General features: G+C 58.6%; 12 protein-coding genes and 1 pseudogene. 10 read left to right on the top strand and 3 right to left on the bottom strand.

Features of this window, described 5'->3' with window-relative positions; all coding sequences use genetic code 11:
- Positions 1–3 precede the first annotated feature (3 nt).
- The 3 genes and pseudogenes from AB4O12_RS15920 to AB4O12_RS15910 all read left to right on the top strand — a co-directional run bounded on the left by AB4O12_RS15920 (position 4) and on the right by AB4O12_RS15910 (position 2,557).
- Entirely contained in the window at positions 4–1,221 is a 1,218-nt protein-coding gene (locus AB4O12_RS15920) for a hypothetical protein (RefSeq protein ID WP_150638600.1), read from the top strand.
- A 44-nt stretch (positions 1,222–1,265) separates the two neighbouring features.
- Positions 1,266–2,008: pseudogene (locus AB4O12_RS15915) on the top strand (molecular chaperone).
- Between the two features lie 33 nt (positions 2,009–2,041).
- The gene (locus AB4O12_RS15910; RefSeq protein ID WP_460059061.1) at positions 2,042–2,557 is read left to right on the top strand and encodes a fimbrial assembly protein; all 516 of its coding nucleotides are present in this window, start codon (positions 2,042–2,044) and stop codon (positions 2,555–2,557) included.
- A 91-nt stretch (positions 2,558–2,648) separates the two neighbouring features.
- Here the strand turns inward: AB4O12_RS15910 and AB4O12_RS15905 are convergent, their stop codons facing one another.
- From AB4O12_RS15905 to AB4O12_RS15895, 3 genes are all read right to left on the bottom strand, one after another.
- Positions 2,649–7,640 carry a dermonecrotic toxin domain-containing protein gene (locus AB4O12_RS15905; protein WP_460059059.1) on the bottom strand — a complete coding sequence of 1,664 codons (4,992 nt, stop codon included), beginning with the start codon at positions 7,638–7,640 and terminating at the stop codon, positions 2,649–2,651.
- 186 nt (positions 7,641–7,826) lie between these two features.
- Positions 7,827–10,946 (bottom strand): transglycosylase domain-containing protein, encoded by a 3,120-nt coding sequence (locus AB4O12_RS15900; RefSeq protein ID WP_460059057.1) that lies wholly within the window; start codon positions 10,944–10,946, stop codon positions 7,827–7,829.
- A 2,918-nt stretch (positions 10,947–13,864) separates the two neighbouring features.
- The gene (locus AB4O12_RS15895; protein WP_095181732.1) at positions 13,865–14,323 is read right to left on the bottom strand and encodes an REP-associated tyrosine transposase; all 459 of its coding nucleotides are present in this window, start codon (positions 14,321–14,323) and stop codon (positions 13,865–13,867) included.
- Between the two features lie 474 nt (positions 14,324–14,797).
- Here AB4O12_RS15895 and AB4O12_RS15890 point away from each other — a divergent pair, with 474 nt between their 5' ends.
- The 7 genes from AB4O12_RS15890 to AB4O12_RS15860 all read left to right on the top strand — a co-directional run bounded on the left by AB4O12_RS15890 (position 14,798) and on the right by AB4O12_RS15860 (position 22,734).
- Complete coding sequence (locus AB4O12_RS15890) at positions 14,798–16,219, top strand: amino acid permease (protein WP_095181733.1); 1,422 nt, start codon at positions 14,798–14,800, stop codon at positions 16,217–16,219.
- Positions 16,220–16,456: 237 nt separating this feature from the next.
- Entirely contained in the window at positions 16,457–16,819 is a 363-nt protein-coding gene (locus AB4O12_RS15885; protein ID WP_095181734.1) for a GtrA family protein, read from the top strand.
- A 26-nt stretch (positions 16,820–16,845) separates the two neighbouring features.
- Complete coding sequence (locus tag AB4O12_RS15880; RefSeq protein ID WP_056790362.1) at positions 16,846–18,285, top strand: UbiA family prenyltransferase; 1,440 nt, start codon at positions 16,846–16,848, stop codon at positions 18,283–18,285.
- Positions 18,282–19,598, top strand: a complete 1,317-nt coding sequence (locus AB4O12_RS15875; protein WP_310218158.1) for an FAD-binding oxidoreductase — start codon at positions 18,282–18,284, stop codon at positions 19,596–19,598. Before AB4O12_RS15880 ends, AB4O12_RS15875 begins: the two co-directional genes overlap by 4 nt.
- Positions 19,595–20,335: an SDR family oxidoreductase gene (locus AB4O12_RS15870; RefSeq protein WP_150638615.1), complete on the top strand. Its 741-nt coding sequence runs from the start codon at positions 19,595–19,597 to the stop codon at positions 20,333–20,335. Before AB4O12_RS15875 ends, AB4O12_RS15870 begins: the two co-directional genes overlap by 4 nt.
- Positions 20,332–21,294, top strand: a complete 963-nt coding sequence (locus AB4O12_RS15865) for a lysylphosphatidylglycerol synthase transmembrane domain-containing protein (RefSeq protein WP_095181738.1) — start codon at positions 20,332–20,334, stop codon at positions 21,292–21,294. Before AB4O12_RS15870 ends, AB4O12_RS15865 begins: the two co-directional genes overlap by 4 nt.
- 21 nt (positions 21,295–21,315) lie before the next feature.
- Positions 21,316–22,734 (top strand): glycosyltransferase family 39 protein, encoded by a 1,419-nt coding sequence (locus AB4O12_RS15860; protein WP_191637011.1) that lies wholly within the window; start codon positions 21,316–21,318, stop codon positions 22,732–22,734.
- Positions 22,735–22,743 lie beyond the last annotated feature (9 nt).

Here is a 22,743-nt window from a genome sequence, read left to right as displayed (position 1 = left end):
CATATGAAAATCTTCCAGGCAGGCTGCGCGCTGACGCTGGCGTTGGCCATGTCCACCGCCCATGGATTCAATCAGGAAATCCGTGCGACGTTTCAGCCTGACCCGACGCAGCCAGGCAAGAATCTGTTCGTGAACAAAACCCCCAACACCGGCTACTGCGCAAGCTACCCGGCGCAATGCGCCGACCACAACATTTTCAGCATCGAAATGCCTGTACGGTTCGACTCCACACGCTTCATCTCACGCGGTGAACCGATGCTGGTGAAAGCCCCGGCCGACTGGCGACAATTGACAGTTACCAATATGCAAACGCAGGAAACCGAAACCGTCGAAGTGCGCATCATCGGTATCGGCTCCACGTACATTCTGGGCGATTCCGCGACCAGCATCACCGGCGTGTCAGACGTGGCTGAAGCGCATGACAAATTATGGGACTCCAGCGGTTGGGTTTATGTGCCGGAACCCTGCCGTTACAGCGGTGTGGCGTCCTACGGTACGCACAGTTATCGCTTCTTCTGGAAGACCCCGGTGCAAGCTGGCTGCTCCAAAAATGTCGCTTACCGTCTCCCGTCAATAGCTTTCGACAAGATGGATTTTGCTTATGAATTAAGGACTCCCAATCCGTTGGGCATGTCTACCGGGCAATATACCGGCTCGGTTACTTACACCTTGGGAGGCGGCCGCGATTTTGTTCTGGGCGGCCTCTTGCTGCAGCCCGACGACCCCACGCTGACCCTGGATTTCGTCCTCGACGTGCAACACACCCTCAAGGTCGACCTGCCCCCCGGCGGCACTCGGGTCACGCTCGAGCCCGTGGGTGGCTGGGAGCCATGGATCAACAGTGGACGCAAACCCACGCGGATATTTGCCGACCAGGTCTTCTACATTTCGGCCTCATCGCGTTTCAAGGTCATGATGTTGTGCAATTCCTACGGCGGAAACGTCTGCAACCTGGGTAGCCCGAAGGGCGATACGGCCCCGGTTCATGTCTCGATGAGTTTGCCTTCGGGCATCAGCGGCCCCGGCGGCGGTCCGGTTAACCGGATTTCCCTGGATTTCAATCGCTGGTCAGCGCCGTTTCAGCCTGGCGTGTATGTCGAGCGCAAGCCTGGATATCTGCATTTTGATATGACATCGAAAGACATCGACTTCCTGCTCAGGCCGGGCAAGAACGACCGTTTGCGCGGCAATGTCACCATTATCTGGGATTCGGAAGTATGAGCGTCCCGGTCCGCTTTCACTCAACGTTCATGGAGTTCAACACGATGAACCGTGGTCTTTTGCTGGGCCTGCTCAGCGTTTTTTGCCTGACGGCGCAGGCCGGGCCGCAGATCAATGTCGGCACCGTTTACGACTATCTGGAAGCCGACAAGAGCACCTATCTCAAACGGGTTTTCAACAGCGGCGACGCCACCGCATTCGTCAAGATCAATGTGCTCGAAATCGTTTACGACGACGCCGGCACGCCCAAGGAAATTGCTGTCGAGAACGCCGCCGATGGCGCCTCGCGCAACGGCCTGATGGCCAGCCCGGCGCGGCTGATCGTCCCGGCGCAAGGCATGCAGGGCACACGCTTGCTGTACATGGGCGAACGGGATCGAGAACGCTATTTCCGCGTGCGCTTCGTGCCCGTGGTGCCGGAAAAGGAAGACGATTTTGTCGTCACCGGTGAAGAGCGGGAGGATTACAAAAAGTCGTTGTCGGCCGGCGTCAACGTCATGACCGGGTTTGGCACGATCTTCTTTGTCCGCCCCGGGAAGCGCGTTACGCCACGGCGATCAACGAAACCGAAGGTCGCTACGAACTGCGCAACAACGGCAATACCGTGGTGATCGTCGATGAGTTCAAGAGCTGTTCGCTGAGCAAGGAAAGCGATTGCGGGGCGACCACCAAACACCATGTGCTGGCGGGCAAATCCTTTGCCTTCAACAAGGAAAAGGGCCGTGAGTACCGCTTCTTTCTGATCGAAGGCAGCGACAAGAAAACCATGAAAGTCGCCAGCCGCTAGGCCGGTTTTCCATTCACGCATCAGGTAGCCAACATGATCAAGCAATGCACCGCCGCCCTGCTGGCGGTCGCCGCCGCGTTGACCGCGGCTGTGACGTGGGCCGCCCGGGAGGAGCACACCTTCGAAGTGTCGCTGACCATTCCCAGCCGACCCTTCTACATCATTCCGGCACAACCGGACTGGATTCACCGTCCGCAGGTGCTGGCCTGGCACCATGCCACGGACAGCCTGGGCAATCTGGAAAAATCTTTCGACATGCGGCATGACAGCAGCGCCATCGAGGCGCGTCTGGCCACCGAGCCATTCCTTGATACCGGCACAACGGGTGAAGTGATTGAGCTGCGGGTGACGTTCCATGACGTCGTGCTGAGTTCGCACATCATTCCGCAACAAGTGCTTTCGGAAGAAGAGGCGGCTGTCGGTAAACGTGTGCTGCTGAAAATCGAACCCATCAAACCGCCGGGTGGCTACCGCCCCGGTCATTACAGCGGCAACGTCGTGCTGTTGTTCAGCGCCAGCGCGCCAAACGGCAATGACGCTGATGCCTGAATGTCTTACGCGGTGGGTATCGCAAGCACGACCAGGGTCCGTCGGCAGATTCGGCCAGCCTGAAACGCTCGCCGAATGCCGTGTGATGGTTTCAGAGTCCGGCCCTGTCGAGGGCTTCGCGACTCAAGGCGCGGGATAGTTCGTTGCGCTCGTAGCTGATTTTGTCGGCCAGCTTCCTGTACTCCCGGTCGCTGCTGAACACCTGGCTGTCGAGCTGACGGAATTTTTCTTCGTACAGGCGCAGGTTCTCCTGATAACGGTCAGGATAGGTATTGCGCAGGTAATCCTCCCAGAAAGGATCGGTATAGAGATCGATCATGCCGTTGACCAGGCCATCCCCTTGTTCGCGCTGGATGATTCTCTGGTAAGCCGCGTTGAGCTTTTCCTCGGTGACCCCGGCCCGAGGCTGCACAGGCATGCCCTCCGCTTGCCAGGGCAAATCCAGACGCTCGCCCAGGCCCGCTTCGAACGCCCGATGAATCTGAATTTCGTCCGGCGCCGGCAGGCGCGGATCGATCAGGTGTTGCTGCTGCTGACGACTGACCTCCATGGCGGCCTCATCGCTGACCCGATCAAGGCGCGCCGCGCTGCGCGCCAGACGCACGAGTCTGTCTTCCAGCTGCGGGGCCGATGCCGTTTCGTTCCAGGCCTTGGACACCAGGACTTTGAGCCCCAGTGAATTGAACAGCTGCTGGCCCAGATCAGCGCAATCCTGTGCAGACACGTTCTGCTCGAAGAGCTTTTTGCGCAGATGTTCGTCGAGCGCCGCCGCATCGACCATGTCCCAGACCCGTGCGGTCAAATTCCGCCGCCCCGCGTCAGTCCCGTAATCGGCGGATTCGCGTTGCTTGCGGATCACGCTGAAAAAGCCGGCGGAATCAGGCTCGGCCATCAGGTCATGCCAGGACTGCTCGCGGTACCGGCTGAAGGCTGCCGAGGGGTGGGACGGATCCGCATTGGCGGGCATCAACTTCCAGTAATCAAGCTCATCGGCGGCGGCGGATGAATAACCGGGCACGACGCTCAACCCTACCGACTGGCGATACTCGCCAAGACGCCGCAACTGGTCACCGTCGAATTTGGCAACACTGATCCGTGCGCGAGCCAGCAGGCGCGCCTGATCGCTACCGGGTTCGACCCGGGGCAGGGTGTCCAGCGGATTGTCTCGCATGTCCAGGTAGAAGCCTTTCGGGCGCTGCCGTATCTGTCCATCGACTTCAAGCCATCCTGCCGGCCAATCGCGAATGCGCGTATTGACCAGGTTCAGTTCGACCAGTTGCTCCATGCGCCCGATATCCGGCGGCACACGCAGGTTGTTGCCATTGAGATTCAGGCTGTGCAAGCGGGTGAGATTGCTCAGGCGCGTGCTTGAGTCATAGGTCAGTTCAATGCTGTTGTGCGACAGGTCCAGCGTCTGCAACTGATGCATTTTTCCGAGGGCAGCCGGCACCTCCTTGAAACCGCACCGCTGGGCGCTCAATTGCCGCAGATTCGGGAAACTCGCCAGCAGGCTGTCCGGTGTGGTTGAAAGCGCAATGTTGGTGATGTTCAGTCCGGTAATCCGCTCGAAGTATTGCTGCATCCCGGGACGCCGTCGCAAGTCGCGCCACCATGACTCAAGGTTCGGTAGCGGCAGTTCGGCTGAAAGGTCCAGCGTATAGCCGTGTTCCGGATGGGGATTGCGTGCGCCGGGCCGTTCGTTCTCGCGTTTGAAGCACTTCCTCAACTGCTGCTCGATGTACAAGCCGCCCTCGCGGACGAAATCCGTTGGCAGCGCGATCAGTTCCCCGTTGTCTTCAATGACGGGGGTGTAACTGCTGCGCCAGCTGTCGAGGGCGTTGTCGAGCACTTCGCGTTCGCGCTCAAGGTCGGCGATGGCGCGTTCGCTGTTGCCCTTTTTTTCCAGCGCCGCCAGGAAACCCGCGACCTCTCTGTCGTTGAGTTTCGGGTACAACTGTCTGAGCCGCTGTTCCGGGGTTTTTGCCGCCCAGGGCCAGCCGCGTAGAAGAATCTCCGTCTCGCGGGGGGCGACCGTTCGGATCGGCGGTTGCGCCAGAGCAATACGGCGTCCGGCTGGCGGGGCGCTTTGTTCCATGATCCACAGTTTCAAGGCGCGGCCCTGACCGCGCTGATAACCGGTACTCGCCAGCGTTTCGAGCGGTACGGCGCGCAGGATGGCTTCGTGGAAATCGCTACTGTCATGCAGCACCTGACCCTTGGCGTCGCGCACTTCATAACGGCCTTCGCCACGCCTCAGCAGCTGCCTTACAGTGCTGGCGTCCTGCGGCCCGACACTGCAGCGCAACGGACCGTGCGGGCTGCCGTCGAACACTTCGATGCGCAGGTCGACAAAGGTGTCGGTGTGGATTTTCAGCGTATTGAGCGCCAGGCGTTCGGTCTGTTCGGTCATCAGATCGTCCCGATAAAAACCGTCGTACGCGCGACTGGCCGACGCCTCGAAATCCAGCTCTCGGGCCTGATTCTTCAGGCGTAGCGGCAAGTGCTGTTCGTCGCTGATGCGTTGGCGTTCGGCGACGCGAGCCTGGCTCAGAACCGTCTCGGCCAAGGGCAATGGCAGATCCGGGAACGACTGTCTGATCACCGCTATCTCGGCGTCGCCGCTGCGCTGCCCGGCCTGGTACAGATGGCGGGCGACGGCGCTGCGCTGCTCATTGAGCGCGTCGGCCAGTTGACTGCGCAGGACCTCGACCCGTTGCTCGGCAGTGACCATCGGGCCGAGCAGATGATTGAACTCATCGTCGCGCAGGAACCCGGCGACCCGCTCGGGCAAATGTCCGGCGTTGAGATCAGCCCGGCTGATGCGCAACGTGTCGGCTTCGGACGCCAGCGCGTTGCCGTATTTATGCGAGTAGCCGGTCAGGTCCTGACGCGCGAAAACCTCCAGCGCGCGTCGCGGCGGCCAGCCCGGCAGGCTGGTCAGCATCGGCTCCAGCCATACCGCATCGGCATCGATCGGTTTGCCGTTACGCAGGTTCTGCACAGCCTCGATGACATCCTCGTATGCACTGACGCGCCTGACCGTGTCGGCCAGCAGCGGCGGTGGCGGGCTGTTGTCGCTGTGCATGCGACGCAGTTCATCGTGGCTGGTGCCGCTGCTGCGCCGGATGTCCTCCAGTTGCACAGGCGTAAAGCGCTCGACGCTGTGGCCCAGGCGAGGCATCAGCCGGGCGTCGGGCCAGTCGCCTGGCGATTCTGCTTCATGCAGCCAGGCGCCGTGACCGTTGTGTTCGATCCTTGGCTGGTAGGCATTTTCTCGATTCGGATGTTTGATCCGGTGAGTTTTGCTGGTGGCATCGGCGGAGGCTTTTTCCACCACGTAGAGCTTGCCTTCCAGCGGCAGGACGCTGGCGCTGGCATGTTGATGCAGGCCGTGACGATCGGGCTTCGATTGCGCTGCCAGGCTCAGCTCGTCACGTGCATAAGGGCTGAGGTCGCGATGCCACAGGCTTGGTTTGCCGTCGGGCAATTTGACCTGTTGCATGGCATCGACCTGCGGTGAGAGTTTTATCCGCAACGTTTCGCCAATCTGCGCGCCGGCGCCGAACGCCGCCAGTTGAATGACATCGGTCACCACACTGATGACATGTCCGGCAGCTTCCTCCCAGACGCCTTCGGCCAGATCGACGATGCCTTCAATCACATCGCTGGTCAGTTGATAGGCGGTATAGGCCATCATCACCTCGCCCAGACCAGGCACAAAGGGCGTGGCAATCAGCAGGGCGACGTTGAAGATGTCCGAGACGATCCGCTTGAAGTTGTCCCACCATGCCCAGCGTGCGTTGCTATCGGCATCGGCGGTCGAGACAGCGATTTGCCGCGCATCATTGATGACCTTGTTGAGTTTCTGCTGATAGACGTGCCGCCAGTAATCGCCCTGCAACGGCAAGCGCGTGAACTGCAACCTGGGCTTTTCCACCGGGTCCTTGCGCCACACCGGGCGCTGGTCGGTGCTCTGCTCGCGTTCGTGATGGCGGACGACGAACAACCGCTGTTCGAGTTCGGCAAAAAAATGCCCACGTTGCTGCTGATCGACGAACTGGCTGAAGAATTGCCGGTACGTATGCCCGGTCGAGGCGCTCAGGCGGTCCTCGCGCAACTGGCGGGTCAGTTCGTCACGAAACGCCGCCAGCGACTCGTACTCCTTGAGTGGATGATCCGGATCGTGCGGCACGTAGACGATCAGGCGTCGAACGCCACGACTGTCGGGGTGGCCATGCATCAGCAACAGAATGCCGGTCAGGCGGGTACCGAGCATGGACAGGTCATTGCAGCGAATCGAACGGTTGTTGAGACGCAAGCGCGGGTTTTCCTCTGTGCTGAAGCTGAGCACCATCCTGAAGGTGTCGTACTGGATCTCTGCCTTGAGCAAGGCGATGTGCGCCGCGACGGCGAGGGCGTCTTTGAGGCTGGTGCCGATCTTGTATTGCAGAAGGCTCTCGGCCAGCGCTTCGCCGGGCAGCAAGTAGCCCTGCAAGTGCCTGGCATATTGCCCGCCCAGGTCGAGGTCGCGACACAGTGTCTGGAACTGGCTGATGGGCATTTGGTTTTTGAGCGGCAAGACGTCGAAGTGGCCGCGCGCATCAGGCTGGCTGATGTAGTCCGAGCCTGCGCCGACCGTCTCGTTGGCGGCAAAGTTGTGCAGAGCGGCATCGAGCAGTGAGACCGTACGGGTCGTCGAACCGTCGACCACGTCGATTGCATACCAGGGACTGCTGGCGGGGATATACAGGCGCAGCCAGGTCTTCCTGACGTCCGGCTCGATGCCATGGCATTGCTTGATCCTTGCTTTGAGCAGCGGCTCCGCGAAGGCGTACAGATCGGTCCTGGCCAGCAGATGATCGACCTTGTTCTGCGAGTCCCAGGCCTTGAGATTGGCGGCGGCGAGTCGGCTGGCAAACGTACCGGGTGCGCTGTACCAGGGTTCGCGCTTCAGTGGCGTGGCGGCGAGTGCCAGGCTGCGGCTGAGCGTTGCAGTTTTGAACGGCGCGCTGACAGCCGATTCGATGAACGCGTAATGCCGGCCTTTGTCGGCGGCTGCGGCAGGCTGAGGGGAGTCAGACATGGCCAATCATCCTTGATTGTTTGAGGAATGATCAGCGTACCGGCGGCAGGGCAAAACAAAAGTTCAAAGATCGGGAGCCAAACGTGTGATCGCCTCAGCGATGCGACAAGAATTCGAATCGGAACAATGCACGAATACCACCATTTGCGCCGATGGCCTTCGGCGCGACGTGCAGGCCATGTTCGGTCAGTGCAGCGCCGATGCCACCACGGGCGCCTGTGGCGGTTGGCACTGTGAGTCGCTGCCCGGTTGCAGATACGGCGTGAGAATCGGCGCCATGCCTTTGAGTACCTGCGTGGGCAGAGCCGAGGTGAACTTGAAGTTCTCCGCCGAGCGCCCCGGGACGAACGCGGTGAGGGTGCCGAAATGGTGGTCGCCGATGTAGAACACAAAGGTCGCCGTGCGGTTGATCGACTTCGAACTGATGATCCGCCCGCCAGACCCGATCGCCGCAATGCGGTTGTCGCCGGTGCCGGTCTTGCCGCCCATGGCCAGCGGTGTGCCGTCGGGCAGTTTGAAACTGCCGGACAGCCGTTTGGCGGTACCGGCGTCGACCACTTGCGACAGCGCCTCGCGCATGGCTCGGGCCACTTCCACCGGCATCACGCGTTTGCCCACGTGCGGGTCGTTGATCAGCCCGGTTTCATACGGCGTATCGGCGGCGAAGTGCAGGCTGTCGATGCGCAGCGTCGGCATGCGCACGCCGTCATTGAGGATGGTGCCGATCAGCTCGGCGAGCGCGGCGGGACGGTCGCCGGAACTGCCGATGGCGGTGGCCAGTGACGGCACCAGGTGATCGAACGGGTAGCCGAGTTTCTGCCAGCGCTGATGAATGTCGAGGAACGCTTCGATCTCGAGCATAGTGCGAATGCGGCTGTCGCGCGCGCCTTTGTGCCGGCTCTTGAACAGCCAGCTGTAGACTTCCTGGCGTTCGAATTGGCTGGCCTTGACGATCTCGCTGAAGGTCGCTTCCGGGTGATGCAGCAGGTAACCCATCATCCACAGATCCAGCGGATGCACCTTGGCGATGAAGCCTTGGTCAGGCAAATCGTAACTGCCGGGGCCATAGGAATCGTAGAGGCGGATCAGACGGTCGTCGGTGAGTTTTTCGTTGAGCTTGGTGCCCTTGAGGTGCGAGCGCACGAAACGGTTGAAGTCTTCCTGACTGGCCTCCGGCAGCAGATAGCGATGCACCGCCGCCATGCGGATCGGCGTCGGGCGGATGCTGTCGAGGAAGGTTTCCAGGCGCGCCTGGGTGTCCTTGTTCTTGTACTTTTTCCAGAATTTGAGCAGGAACGAGGTGCCTTCGCGGTCGGCGAAACTGGCCAGGTATTCCTGACGGCGCGGATCGCGATCATCCTTGAGCAATTCGCCGTTGGGGCCTGAGTAGGTGGTGTAGCGGACGATGTCGCGCATCAGGCGAATGAATGGCAGGTTGATCGACTCGCGCAGCGAATCGCGCAGGGTCGGCAGGCGACCGTTGTCCTCTTTGCGGAAGTTGTTGAATCTGTGCAGCCCACCGCCGGTAAAAAACGCCTCGCCGGGGCTGGCCGAGTATTTGCGATCCAGCGCGGCGCCGAGCAGCTTCGACAGGTCGTGATCCTTGTTCTGGATCAGGTAGTCGATGACCCAGCGGCTGAGGCGGTCCTGATCGGGCACTTCGACTTTTTTCAATTCTGCCACGCCCATCGCGCCGTATTTGTCGTGCAGCTCGGCGACGATTTGCAGGTACGTGGTCAGCACACGCATTTTCGCCGTCGAGCCGAGTTCAAGCTTGCTGCCTTCGTTGATGTCGAACGGCTGATCGGTGCTGTCGGTCTGCACGCGCACCCGCGAGCCGTCCGGGGTCAGTTCGAACAGGGTGAAGCTGTAACGCACTTGCGTGGTGCTGGTGGGTGTCAGCAAGCGTTCGCCGAGCAGACCGATTTCTGCTGCGTAGGCCGGGTCGGCAAGTTTTTTCAGATAAGCCGTGGCCTGCGTTTGCAGATCGCCCTGCAGGGTGCTGGTGGCCGACAGGTCGAGGCGATCGAGGTCGTACAGCGGGCGATTGAGCATGCTCGCCAAGCGGCTGCGGGCAACACTGATGCCCTTGTTGGTTTCAATCGGCTGCATCGTTGGCTGGGTCTGCCAGTCGCGATACGACACGGTGCTCGCCAGCGCAGCGTCAGCGAGGGCGCTGTCGATCACGCCGTTCTGCTTGAGCAGGCGCAGGTGGCTGTCGGTGAGGCTGGCCAATTCGTCGCGACCCTTGGTCAGGTAATGCGAAGGGCGGCGCTGGGCGATCATCAGCGAGAGCATTTCACGCAAGGCCAGGCCTTTGGCGGCCATGGTCTGCGGGTCAGTCTTCGGGCTGTTCAGTTGCTCGTTGGCCTTGTTGAAATCACTGCCGTACCAGACCCGCAAACCTTCGGCCATGCCGTGCACTTCACCGTGGCCGGGTACTGCCGAGAGCGGCACGCTGTTGAGGTAGTCGCGCACGATGTTCTGCCGCGAACCGAGGGTCTGCGGGCCATCCTGATAGGCGCGCACGCTGGCGGAAATCATCTGGCGGATCTTCTCCGCGCCCGACACGGTGAGGCCGTCGGGCGAGTGGCGATACTTCTCCAGTTGCGTTGCCAGGGTGCTGCCGCCGGCCGATTGCCCGGGCAGGTGCAGCAACTTCGCCACTTGCGACCACGCGGCCATGCCGAAGCGCGGCCAGTCCACCGCCGGGTTGGCCAGCGGCTGTTTCGGGTCGAGGAGAAAGCGGTTTTCGATGAACAGCAGGCTGCTGACCACCACCGGCGGAATCGCCGCGAAGTCGGCATACAGTTGCTGCGGATAGTTGTATCGATACAGCGGCGCGCCTCGGCAGTCGGTGATCGACAACCCCGCCTGGATCTTTTCCGAATACGGCACGAACAGGCCTTTGTCGGTGTAACCGAGCAGGGCGGGGGAGAAGCGCGTCTGCTCGGTGATCACGTAATTGCGCTTGAGCAGGCGTGGCAGGAATTCGTCCAGAGAGCTGTAACCCAGGCGCAGATCGAAAGGGCCGTTGCCCGGATAACGAATCGCTTCGCTGGGACCGGGTTCCAGTTTGTAGGTCAGCGAAGCGGCGTACTGGCTCAGCTCCCGCGCCTGAAAGCGCGAAGTGCGCATTTCCTTGGACGCGGCGAGTCCCACCACCACCGCAATGATCAAAAACAGCAACCAGAAAGCCTTCCACCCGTGCCGCTGACGACGGGGTTTTTCAGGGACAGGCGCTTCATTCACACGTTCAGTCTGAACCACGGTTTTACTCGAATCGGTTTGCCACAAAGCGCCCATAGTCGACTGATCCATTCACGCAGATTGATCGGACTTGTCTGAAGCTTAGACGGTGGTTGGAGCCGGTGAAGAAAATGTGCAGAGCGGAGGAGACGGCTTGTCTGAATAACTGGAACACACACTGTGGCGAGGGGATTCATCCCCGCTGGGCTGCAAAGCAGCCCCAAAACCTGCCACCACAGTTTCTACAGGCACACCGAGTCTGAGCAAGTTGCGCCTGCTGCGCAGCCGAGCGGGGATAAATCCCCTCGCCACAAAGAGGCTGTTCACATGCCGGGATGTTGTCAGTGTGAGGGATTCAGGCGGCTAGCCGATTTATCAGTCATGCGGGGACTCCCTGTGGCGAGGGGATTTATCCCCGCTGGGCTGCAAAGCAGCCCCAAAACCTGCCAGCACGGTTTCTACAGGCACATCGCATGTCAGCCAGTTGCGCCTGCTGCGCAGCCGAGCGGGGATAAATCCCCTCGCCACAACGATGCTGTTCACATCCCCATGATGTGTCTGTGCGAGCGATGGACTCCCTGTGGCTAGCCGATTTATCAGTCTTGCAGGGACTCCCTGTGGCGAGGGGATTCATCCCCGCTGGGCTGCAAAGCAGCCCCAAAACCTGCCAGCACGGTTTCTACAGGCACACCGCATGTGAGCAAGTTGCGCCTGCTGCGCAGCCGAGCGGGGATAAATCCCCTCGCCACAAGGATGCTGTTCACATCCTCATGATGTGTCTGTGTGGGCATGGATTCAGTTGGCTAGCCGATTTATCAGTCATGCGGGGACTCCCTGTGGCGAGGGGATTTATCCCCGTTGGGCTGCGAAGCAGACCCAAAACCTGCCAGGACGGTTTCTACAGGCACACCGAGTCTGAGGAAGTTGCGACTGCTGCGCAGCCGAGCGGGGATAAATCCCCTCGCCACAAGGATGCTGCTCACATCCTCATGATGTGTCTGTGCGAGCGATGGATTTAGATGGCTAGCCGATTTATCAGTCATGCGGGGACTCCCTGTGGCGAGGGGATTCATCCCCGCTGGGCTGCGAAGCAACCCCAAAACCTGCCAGCACGGTTTCTACAGGCGCACCGCATGTGAGCAAGTCGCGACTGCTGCGCAGCCGAGCGGGGATAAATCCCCTCGCCACAAGGATGCTGTTCACATCCTCATGATGTGTCTGTGCGAGCAATGGATTCCCTGTGGCTAGCAGATTTATCAGTCATGCGAGGACTCCCTGTGGCGAGGGGATTTATCCCCGCTGGGCTGCAAAGCAGCCCCAAAACCTGCCAGCACGGTTTCTACAGGCGCACCGCATGTGAGCAAGTTGCGACTGCTGCGCAGCCGAGCGGGGATAAATCCCCTCGCCACAAAAAGGCTGCTCACATCCCCATGATGTGTCTGTGCGAGCGATGGACTCCCTGTGGCTAGCAGATCTATCAGTCTTGCAGGGACTCCCTGTGGCAAGGGGATTTATCCCCGTTGGGCTGCAAAGCAACCCCAAAACCTGCCAGCACGGTTTCTACAGGCACACCGCATGTGAGCCAGTTGCGCCTGCTACGCAGCCGAGCGGGGATAAATCCCCTCGCCACAAAAAGGCTGTTCACATGCCGGAATGTTGTCAGTGTGAGGGATTCAGGCGGCTAGCCGATTTATCAGTCATGCGGGGACTCCCTGTGGCGAGGGGATTTATCCCCGTTGGGCTGCGAAGCAGCCCCAAAACCTGCCAGCACGGTTTCTACAGGCACACCGCATGTCAGCAAGTTGCGCCTGCTACGCAGCCGAGCGGGGATAAATCCCCTCCCCACAAGGATGCTGTTCACATCCTCATGATGTGTCTGTGCAAGCGATGGACTCCCTGTGGCTAGCCGATTTATCAGTCATGCGGGGATTCCCTGTGGCGAGGGGATTCATCCCCGTTGGGCTGCAAAGCAGCCCCAAAACCTGCCAGCACGGTTTACGCAGGCACACCGCATGTCAGCAAGTTGCGCCTGCTACGCAGCCGAGCGGGGATAAATCCCCTCGCCACAAGGATGCTGCTCACATCCCCATGATGTGTCTGTGTGAGCATGGATTCAGTTGGCTAGCCGATTTATCAGTCATACGGGGACTCCCTGTGGCGAGGGGATTCATCCCCGTTGGGCTGCAAAGCAGCCCCAAAACCTGCCAGCACGGTTTACGCAGGCACACCGCATGTCAGCAAGTTGCGCCTGCTACGCAGCCGAGCGGGGATAAATCCCCTCGCCACAAGGATGCTGTTTACATCCCCATGATGTGTCTGTGCGAGCGATGGACTCCCTGTGGCTAGCCGATTTATCAGTCATGCGGGGACTCCCTGTGGCGAGGGGATTTATCCCCGCTGGGCTGCAAAGCAGCCCCAAAACCTGCCACCACAGTTTCTACAGGCCCACCGCATGTGAGCAAGTTGCGCCTGCTACGCAGCCGAGCGGGGATAAATCCCCTCGCCACAAAGAGGCTGTTCCCATGCCGGGATGTTGTCAGTGTGAGGAATTCAGGCGGCTAGCCGATTTATCAGTCTTGCAGGGACTCCCTGTGGCGAGGGGATTTATCCCCGCTGGGCTGCAAAGCAGCCCCAAAACCTGCCACCACAGTTTCTACAGGCCCACCGCATGTGAGCAAATTGCGCCTGCTACGCAGCCGAGCGGGGATAAATCCCCTCGCCACAAGGATGCTGTTCACATCCTCATGATGTGTCTGTGTGGGCATGGATTCAGTTGGCTAGCCGATTTATCAGTCATGCAGGGACTCCCTGTGGCGAGGGGATTTATCCCCGCTGGGCTGCAAAGCAGCCCCAAAACCTGTCAGCACGGTTTCTACAGGCACACCGCATGTGAGCAAGTTGCGCCTGCTACGCAGCCGAGCGGGGATAAATCCCCTCGCCACAATAGATGCACTTACTCCAGAGAGCTGTTGCGCTCAGAGCCAGCAGGTATCCCAAAGCGGGTAATCACCGAGGTTATCGACCAGCCCGGCTCGCAAGGGATTATTGATGATATAGCGGGCGATGGGCTCCAGGTCCTCGCCGTCACGGATCGCTCGGTCATGGTAGCCGGTTTGCCACAGCGGTCCGTGACGTCCGGTGTTTCTGTTAACCGCATGCGTACAGCGAGCCTTTACACCGCCAATGACTTCACCAAGTGAGCCGCGTTGCAATTGCATCAGCCAATGAAAGTGGTCAGGCATGACAACCCAGGCGATGGACTGCGCGACTCCTTGCTCATGAGCCCGGCGCAGTTCTGCAACCAGTAATCGGCCTGTCCGCCAATCTGCAAATACAGGCTGGCGTTCGTGGATGACAGAGGTGATGAAGTAGGCACGACCGTTTTCCGAGAAACGACCTTGGCGCAAACGGTGGGAATTGGGACGAACTGGCATGTGAGCTTCCTTGCATATGCTCCTGACTTTTTCAAAGGTTAGTGGTTGGCCGCCCCGGTCGGCGCTGCAACTGTTGAGCGAAATTTCTGAATCCGCCGGGCGATTTATCCGTGATCAAGCGCGAGGGGAGACATCGCGCGGTGAATCAAATGCACCGGGGCTGGAACATGACGCTGCACCATGTCTGTGCAATACTTCGCGGCTTTTTCAGTGGCGACTTTTCCTACGTAATGCAGGTAATGCCTCTCCGCAGAACCCACTATTGCCGAGAGTTGTCGCTGAATGTTGTGACTTTTAGAGTGAAAAATCCTGCCCTGAGCTTTTTATACTGCACGCCCCGCTGATCTTTCAGGCCTGCCCTGCAAGACGCGTCTGCCCACGAAGCCGACGCGGTTTCCTGCCCAGCCAAGGCCTATCGGCCGATGCTTCGAAACCCGGTGGTCATATCCAATAACAAGACGAGGTTGTACCCCTATGCCAGTTGGCAATCCTCTGCCGCACGGCGACACCGCTTCGGGCGGTCCGCTCAAACGTGAACTCGGCGAACGGCATATCCGCCTGATGGCGCTCGGTGCCTGTATCGGCGTCGGTCTGTTTCTCGGTTCGGCCAAAGCCATCCAGATGGCCGGGCCGGCGATCATGCTCTCTTACATCCTTGGCGGTCTGGCGATCCTGGTGATCATGCGCGCCCTCGGTGAAATGGCCGTGCATAACCCGGTGGCCGGTTCGTTCAGCCGCTACGCGCAGGATTATCTCGGTCCGCTGGCCGGCTTTCTCACCGGCTGGAACTACTGGTTTCTGTGGCTGGTGACCTGCGTCGCGGAAATCACCGCCGTGGCCGTGTACATGGGCATCTGGTTCCCCGATGTGCCGCGCTGGATCTGGGCCTTGGCAGCGCTGATCAGCATGGGCTCGATCAACCTGATCGCAGTCAAAGCCTTCGGCGAATTCGAATTCTGGTTCGCCCTGATCAAGATCGTCACCATCATCGCCATGGTCATTGGCGGCGTCGGCATCATCGCCTTCGGTTTCGGTAACGATGGCGTGGCGTTGGGCATTTCCAACCTGTGGGCGCATGGCGGTTTCATGCCCAACGGTGTGACCGGTGTGCTGATGTCGCTGCAGATGGTCATGTTCGCCTATCTCGGCGTCGAGATGATCGGCCTGACTGCCGGTGAGGCGAAGAACCCACAGAAGACCATTCCTGACGCAATCGGCTCGGTGTTCTGGCGGATCCTGCTGTTCTACGTCGGCGCGCTGTTCGTCATCCTGTCGATCTACCCGTGGAATGAAATCGGCACCCAGGGCAGCCCCTTCGTGATGACCTTCGAGCGTCTGGGCATCAAGACCGCTGCGGGCATCATCAACTTCGTGGTGATTACTGCGGCGCTGTCGTCGTGCAACGGTGGCATCTTCAGCACCGGGCGCATGCTCTACAGTCTGGCGCAGAACGGCCAGGCCCCGGCGGGCTTCGCCAAGACCTCGAACAACGGTGTGCCACGCCGGGCACTGCTGCTGTCGATCGCGGTGTTGCTGCTGGGCGTAATGCTCAACTATCTGGTACCGGAAAAAGTCTTTGTCTGGGTCACCTCGATCGCCACCTTCGGTGCGATCTGGACCTGGGTGATGATCCTCCTCGCCCAGCTGAAATTCCGCAAAGGCCTGAGCGCCAGCGAACGTGCCGGGCTCAAGTACAAGATGTGGCTGTACCCGGTCAGCTCGTACTTCGCGCTGGCGTTTCTGGTACTGGTGGTCGGCCTGATGGCGTACTTCCCGGACACCCGCGTGGCGCTGTATGTGGGACCGGCGTTTCTTGTGCTGCTGACGGTGTTGTTTTACGTGTTCAAGTTGCAGCCGACGCAAGTGACGCAAGGTTCGGTGCGTTCGGTTTCTTGAACCTTAAGTGCGTAAACAACGAAGCCCTGATCGAGAGATCGGGGCTTTTGGGTTTTATGGGCAAGGCGATTAACGGTCAACGCCTTAAAATCGCACGGGAAGAGCTATTGACACGTGAGTACGACAAGATGACCGCTGGTCGGATAAAGCCCTCGACCTGTAATTTCTGACAGTAGACCGTCTTCAAGCTCTGGCCTAGTTTGGAGGTCCGTCCTCTGGCAGCGGCTGGCCCTCACCATGAAAGGATTCTCTGCAACCACCGCCATCGGAGTGGCCGATGCGCTCATCCATTGGCAGATATTTTTCGTGCTCTGTCAGGCGGCCGCCCTGAGTCAGGCGGCCAGCAACTTTGCGGCGTTCTGCGTAGCTGCTGCGCTCTCTTTCTATCTGAACATGCTTTATATCTTTGAAAGGGAAACGCCGGTATTTCCCTATCTGATGTTCATCGGCCTGATGGGCGGCGTGAGTTTTGGCGTGGGTGTCATTGGGGATGTCTGGCGCTTGTCGGGGCTTGTGACGGTCGCTTCGTTTTCGCTGGTGAATATTGTTTTAGGGTACTGCGTTTTCCGCTTTGTCCTTTTTCCAGGGCGACGGGCATGAACGTCTCTCCGCCTGACGTACTGCCGATGTCAGCGTCCTGCGCTGCTTCAATGCCCTTCGTAGTTGATCTGGACGGTACCCTCGTCAAATCTGATCTGCTGTTCGAATGCGTGATGTCCTTTGTCCGCAGCAAACCATTGCACTGCCTGAAACTCTTTCCCTGGCTCTGGCACGGCAAGGCGTATCTGAAAGATCGACTGGCAATGACATCGGACGTCGATCTCGCGACTTTGCCCTATGATCCCGACGTACTCCGGATGATCGAGGAACAGCGCAACGCCGGTCGGAAAATTGTTCTCGCCACAGCCAGTCATTACACATTGGCAGTGCGGATCGCCGAGCATCTGCAGGTGTTTGATGACGTTCTGGGTTCAACCCTCGAGCAGAACCTTTCGGGAACGAACAAACGTGATGCGCTGGTGGCGTTATATGGGGAGAAAAGTTTCGATTACATCGGCAATTCGCTGGACGATCTGCCGATCTGGCGGTCGGCCAGGCAAGCTTATATCGTCAATCCGCTAGCGGGCGTCCAACGTGCCGCCCGGCATCTGGATAACGTAGCCCAGGTGGTTCACTCTCGCGTTACGTATTTCAGAAGTTTGTACAAAGCCTTGCGCATTCATCAATGGATGAAGAATGTGCTGATTTTCGTTCCCCTGCTTGCAGCGCATCAAGTGGCCAACCCGCTGCTATTGGGTCGCGGCTTGCTGGCCTTCATGCTTTTCGGCTTGTGTGCATCCAGCGTCTATCTTCTGAACGACTTGCTCGACCTGAACGATGATCGCAGGCACCCGAGCAAACGCAATCGACCCTTCGCCAATGGTTCGTTATCCATCCAGTCCGGTCTGCTGATTTTCCCCCTGCTGTTGTCAGTGTCGTTCATCGGCGCGTGGTTGTGGCTGCCTCACCCATTCATTGCCGTGCTGGCCTGCTATTACGGCCTGACGCTGGTGTATTCGCTGGTGCTCAAGAGGTTGATGGCGCTGGATGTCATCGCTTTGGCGCTGCTTTACACCTTGCGCATCATTGCCGGTGGCGCCGCTTTCGGGCTCGACCTGACGGGGTGGATGCTGGCTTTTTCCATGTTCATGTTTTTGAGCCTCGCGCTGGTCAAGCGCTATGCCGAGCTGTTGCTGGCGCTGCACGGCGGCATCACCGGTAAGACCGGCGGCCGCGACTACTTTCCTGCGGACCTGGCAATGCTCTCCTCTTTGGGGGCCGCATCCGGTTATCTCGCTGTCCTGGTGCTGGCGCTTTACATCCATGACAGCGCAACTACCGAGTTGTATGCATATCCCCGATGGCTCTGGTTTGCCTGCCCATTGATGCTGTTCTGGATCACTCGTATCTGGCTGCTGACGCATCGCGGCCGCATGAATGAGGATCCGGTGGTTTTCGCACTGCGTGATCGCTTGAGTCTGGTGATGGGAACAGTGTTCTGTCTGATTTTCTGGGTGGCGGCATGATGGCCTCGCTGGCTTCCTGGGGAAACTATCCCTATGCCCCGCAGAGTGGTCGTCCCTGCCACTGGCAAGCGGATATCGGACCGCAGTGGCAGCAGTTGATCGAATCACACGGGACAACTTTGCCGTTTGGCAATGGGCGCAGCTATGGCGATAGCTGCATGGCCGCAAGCGATCATGTGCTGCAATTACGTCCCCTGAACCGCTTCATCGAAGCCGACTGGGAAAAGGGTGAGATCTGCGCTGAGGCCGGCGTGACACTGGGCGAGATTTTACAACTCGCCATTCCCCGTGGCTGGTTTTTGCCCGTCACACCCGGTACGCGGCATGTAACGCTGGGTGGGGCGGTGGCCAATGACGTCCACGGGAAAAATCACCATCGCTGCGGCACGTTTGCCCATTCGCTGGTGTGTTTCGGGCTGCACCGTTCCATGCAATCGCCGATGGTGTGCTCGGCGACGCTAAACCCACAGTGGTTTGCCGCCACCATCGGCGGGCTCGGCCTGACGGGCGTGATTACCTGGGTGCGCATTCGTCTGCGCAAGATCCAGTCCAGCCTGATCGACAGCACACGGGTGCGTTTTGACTGTCTGGATGACTTTTTTGCCCTGTCGGCCGACATGGATGCGCGGCATGAATACAGCGTCGCGTGGATCGATTGCCTGGCCAAGGGCAATGCGCTAGGGCGCGGATGCTACACGGCTGGGGATCATTGCGAGGCGGGGCCCCTTGAGGTCGCTGCACCACGTTCTCTGTCTGTCCCGATCCGCCCTCCGGTATCGCTGATCAATTCGCTCACCTTGAAACTGTTCAACTATCACTACTGGAAACGGCAGCCAACGAACGGACAACATCAAAAGGTTGCCTACAGCTCGTTCTTCTATCCGTTGGACCGTATCGAAAACTGGAATCGCATCTACGGACGCAGAGGTTTCCAGCAATTTCAGTGCGTATTGCCGGCCTCGGTTGCAGCCGTGGCACTGGCCGAATTACTCAAGTCGATTGCGCGTAGCGGCAGTGGCTCCTTCCTCGCGGTGCTCAAGCGTTGTGGCGACATTCCTTCGCCGGGATGGCTTTCCTTTCCTATGCCCGGTACTTCATTGGCGCTGGACTTTCCACACGACATAGATCTGCCGAAAAAACTTCTGCCGCGTCTCGACGCCATCGTGCGGGAAGCAGGCGGTCGTTTGTATCCAGCCAAGGACGCTCACATGAGCGGCAGCGATTTTCGCCAGGCCTATCCCGCCTGGGAGCAGTTGGAAGCGATGCGCGATCCGACCCTGATGTCCCGTTTCTGGCAGCGAGTCACTCGATGAAAAAAATACTGATTGTGGGCGCCACCTCGGCGATTGCCTGCGCTTGCGCACGATTGTGGGCGGCTGATCGCAGCGAATTGTTCCTGGTCGGCAGGGATGCGCAAAAACTCCAGCAAACCAGCGTCGATCTTCAGGCTCGAGGTGCCAGAGCCGTGACCACGTACGTCATGGACGCCAGTGATATCGCCGCACATCCGGTCATGTACGAGAAATGCCTGGCGACGTTGCAGACGGTGGATATCTGTCTGATTGCCTATGGCTCGCTGCCAGATCAGTACGCGTGCGAACAACACGTTGAACAGGCTATGGAGCAGTTCGCCAATAACGGCAGTTCAATGATCGCGCTGTTGACGCTGTTGGCAAATCGCATGGTTGTCCAGCAGCACGGCACGCTGGCGGTCATTTCCTCGGTTGCCGGGGATCGAGGACGACCTTCCAATTACCTGTACGGCGCGGCAAAGGCGGCCGTTTCCACGTTCTGCGAAGGCTTGCGGGTACGCTTGTTCAAAGCGGGTGTGCATGTGATCACGATAAAGCCTGGGTTAGTCGACACGCCCATGACGCGAGGGTTGGCGCTGCCCTCCGTGCTTGTAGCGCAACCGGATACGGTTGCCCGGCGAATAGTCAGAGGGATCAATCGACAGGTGGCGGTGCTGTATGTGCCCGGCTTTTGGGCGGTGATCATGTGGCTGATTCGGGTGATGCCGCAGCCGCTGTTCAAGAGGCTGAACCTGTGAATCAGACACTGAGGTTATCCGGGTGGCGTTACCGCGTTTTGATTGGCTCGGTGATTTGCTCCGCCCTCGCTTATCTCGCTGTTTCCCTGTGGGGTGGGTGGTCGGCGGTGAGCGCGGCGGTCAGTCGAGTGGGTTGGTGGCAGTGCGGGCAAATCGTCTGCGTGGTTTTGCTTGGATACGGTCTGCGTTTTTTGCGTTGGCAGGGTTATCTGTCTGCCTTGGGTCACCGGTTGCCTTGGCGGCCGAGCTTGAACATCTACCTGGCCGGATTCGCCCTGACGACGACTCCCGGCAAGGCCGGGGAGGCGTTGCGCGGTGTTTTGCTCAAACGTTTGGAGGTGCCTTACGCACAGAGCTTTGCCGCGCTGTTCAGTGAGCGGCTTGCGGACCTGCTGGCGATGGTGGGCCTGGCATTGTTCGGCTTGAGCGCGCATCCGGAATGGTTGTCGATGATCATTGCCAGTTTCGTCCTCTTGGTATGCGGTACATCGATGATGTTTTCGCCAAGCCTTGTCAGCGCGATTGATCGTCGCACTGAGCAACGGCACGACAGATTCTCGCGGTTGCTGGGGCATGCCGTTCAGGTATTGCGTCAGTCGCGCCGCTGTCATTCCCCTCGTCGCTTCATGGGCGCAACGCTATTGAGCCTGCTGGCCTGGGGGCTTGAAGCATTGGCGTTTTACTGGATTTTGCAGGCGATGGGCGCGGACGTGGGCCTAACGTTGGCGATCTTTATTTATGCGGTGGCCATGTTGGCGGGGGCTCTGAGTTTCATGCCGGGCGGTTTGGGCAGTGCCGAAGCAGCGATGCTAGCGCTGCTGGTTTCAGGCGGAGTCGGGTTGGCAGATGCGATCGCGGCGACGGTTTTGTTACGGCTGGTAACGTTGTGGTTGGCGGTCGGGGTGGGAATGCTTGCACTTTTATGGAAGAGGTCGGTAGCCGGTTTTGATCATGGCTGAGTAACTACTGAGGAGATGACAATGGACACTGCGTCGCGAAAGTACAAATTGGCAATGTACCTGTGTCTGATTGGCGCAATTGGATTTGGCCTGTATGTAAGGTTGCGCAACATCGATGCTACTGGCCTGTGGCTGGATGAGGCCTTCAGTGTATCGGTAAGCGATCCGCAAAATGGATTCTTTGACGTGTATCGAACTACATTGAGTGACGTTCATCCTCCCTTTTATCAGATTTTACTGTGGACTTATTATCAGGCTGTCGGGTTTGGCGAACACACAGGGCGGTATCTCTCTGCGGTAATCGGCGTGCTGTTGATTCCCTCTGTATTCCTCCTCGGGCGCAAATTGTTTGATGAACAAGTAGGGCTCATCGTTGCGTGGTTGGCAGCGGTCAATAGTTTCTTGGTTCAGTATTCGCAAGAGACTCGCTCTTATGCGCTTCTGTCGTTGCTTACCGTTTTGTCTTTTGTGATCTTCTTGCGCTGCTTAAGTCGAGGCAGAGGGCAGGATTTTTTTTGCTATTGGCTGACTTCCGCCGCGCTGATAAATACTCATTACTTCGGTTATCTGCCGGTCTTTGCTCAAGTGCTTGTGTTGCTTCACATGATCTTGCGCAGCGAGGTCCACAGCCAAGTTATATACAGGTTCATTTGCGCCGGATTTTTTGCCGCATTAACCGTAATTCCTGGTTTATCGTACGCTGAGAGTAGCTTTTCTCGGGATTTCTGGATTCAACCACCCGAAACTGTTTTTTTCTTCAAGGTTTTCCTGTTGTATTTCGGAGATACGTTTCTGGCCGCTTTGCTCGCTGTAATTTTAATTTCAGGGCTGGCGTCGATGGCTCAAAATCCTGAAAGCGCAATTGCTTGCAGGCTGATTGTGTTCTGGGGGGTAGTAGGAATTGTGGTGCCCTATGTCTGTTCTGTTTACTTACGCCCGGTGACAACTCAACGCAATTTTATTTTTCTTTTGCCCGCCGTATTGCTGGTGGCTGCGTACGCAGTTGGCAATATAAGAGATGTGCCAGTAAAAGTGTTAATGCTGGTGGTATTGATGACATTTTCTGCTACGCCTTTATTCAGGGATATCAGTTATCTGAGGGATCCTGAAAATCCGTACTCACGCGAGACGCACATGAGAGATATCGTCATCTCTGTAATGAATAAGTCAAGCGTGTTGCCAATCTATTCGCTTGATGCGATTCAGTTTGGTGTCTATTTCAAGTTGCTGGGATCTCCGCTGCTTGTTAGTAATTTAGAGAAGCTGAAAACTGATTTGTCGTTGCCCAGTCACCCGAAAGAATTTTATGTTCTGGAGACGAACTATGGTCCTGGTTTTGCTCAGGGAATCAAAAATCTAGAAAGGTACGAAGCAAAAATTATCGATAAGGAAGAAATAGGTCATGTGCGATTATTCAAGATCCGTACATTTGAACCATGATCGGTAGCG

The organism is Pseudomonas sp. S2_A05, from assembly GCF_054668485.1.
Note: the sequence above shows the minus strand (reverse complement) of the source record. Positions and strands in the feature narration are given on the sequence as shown.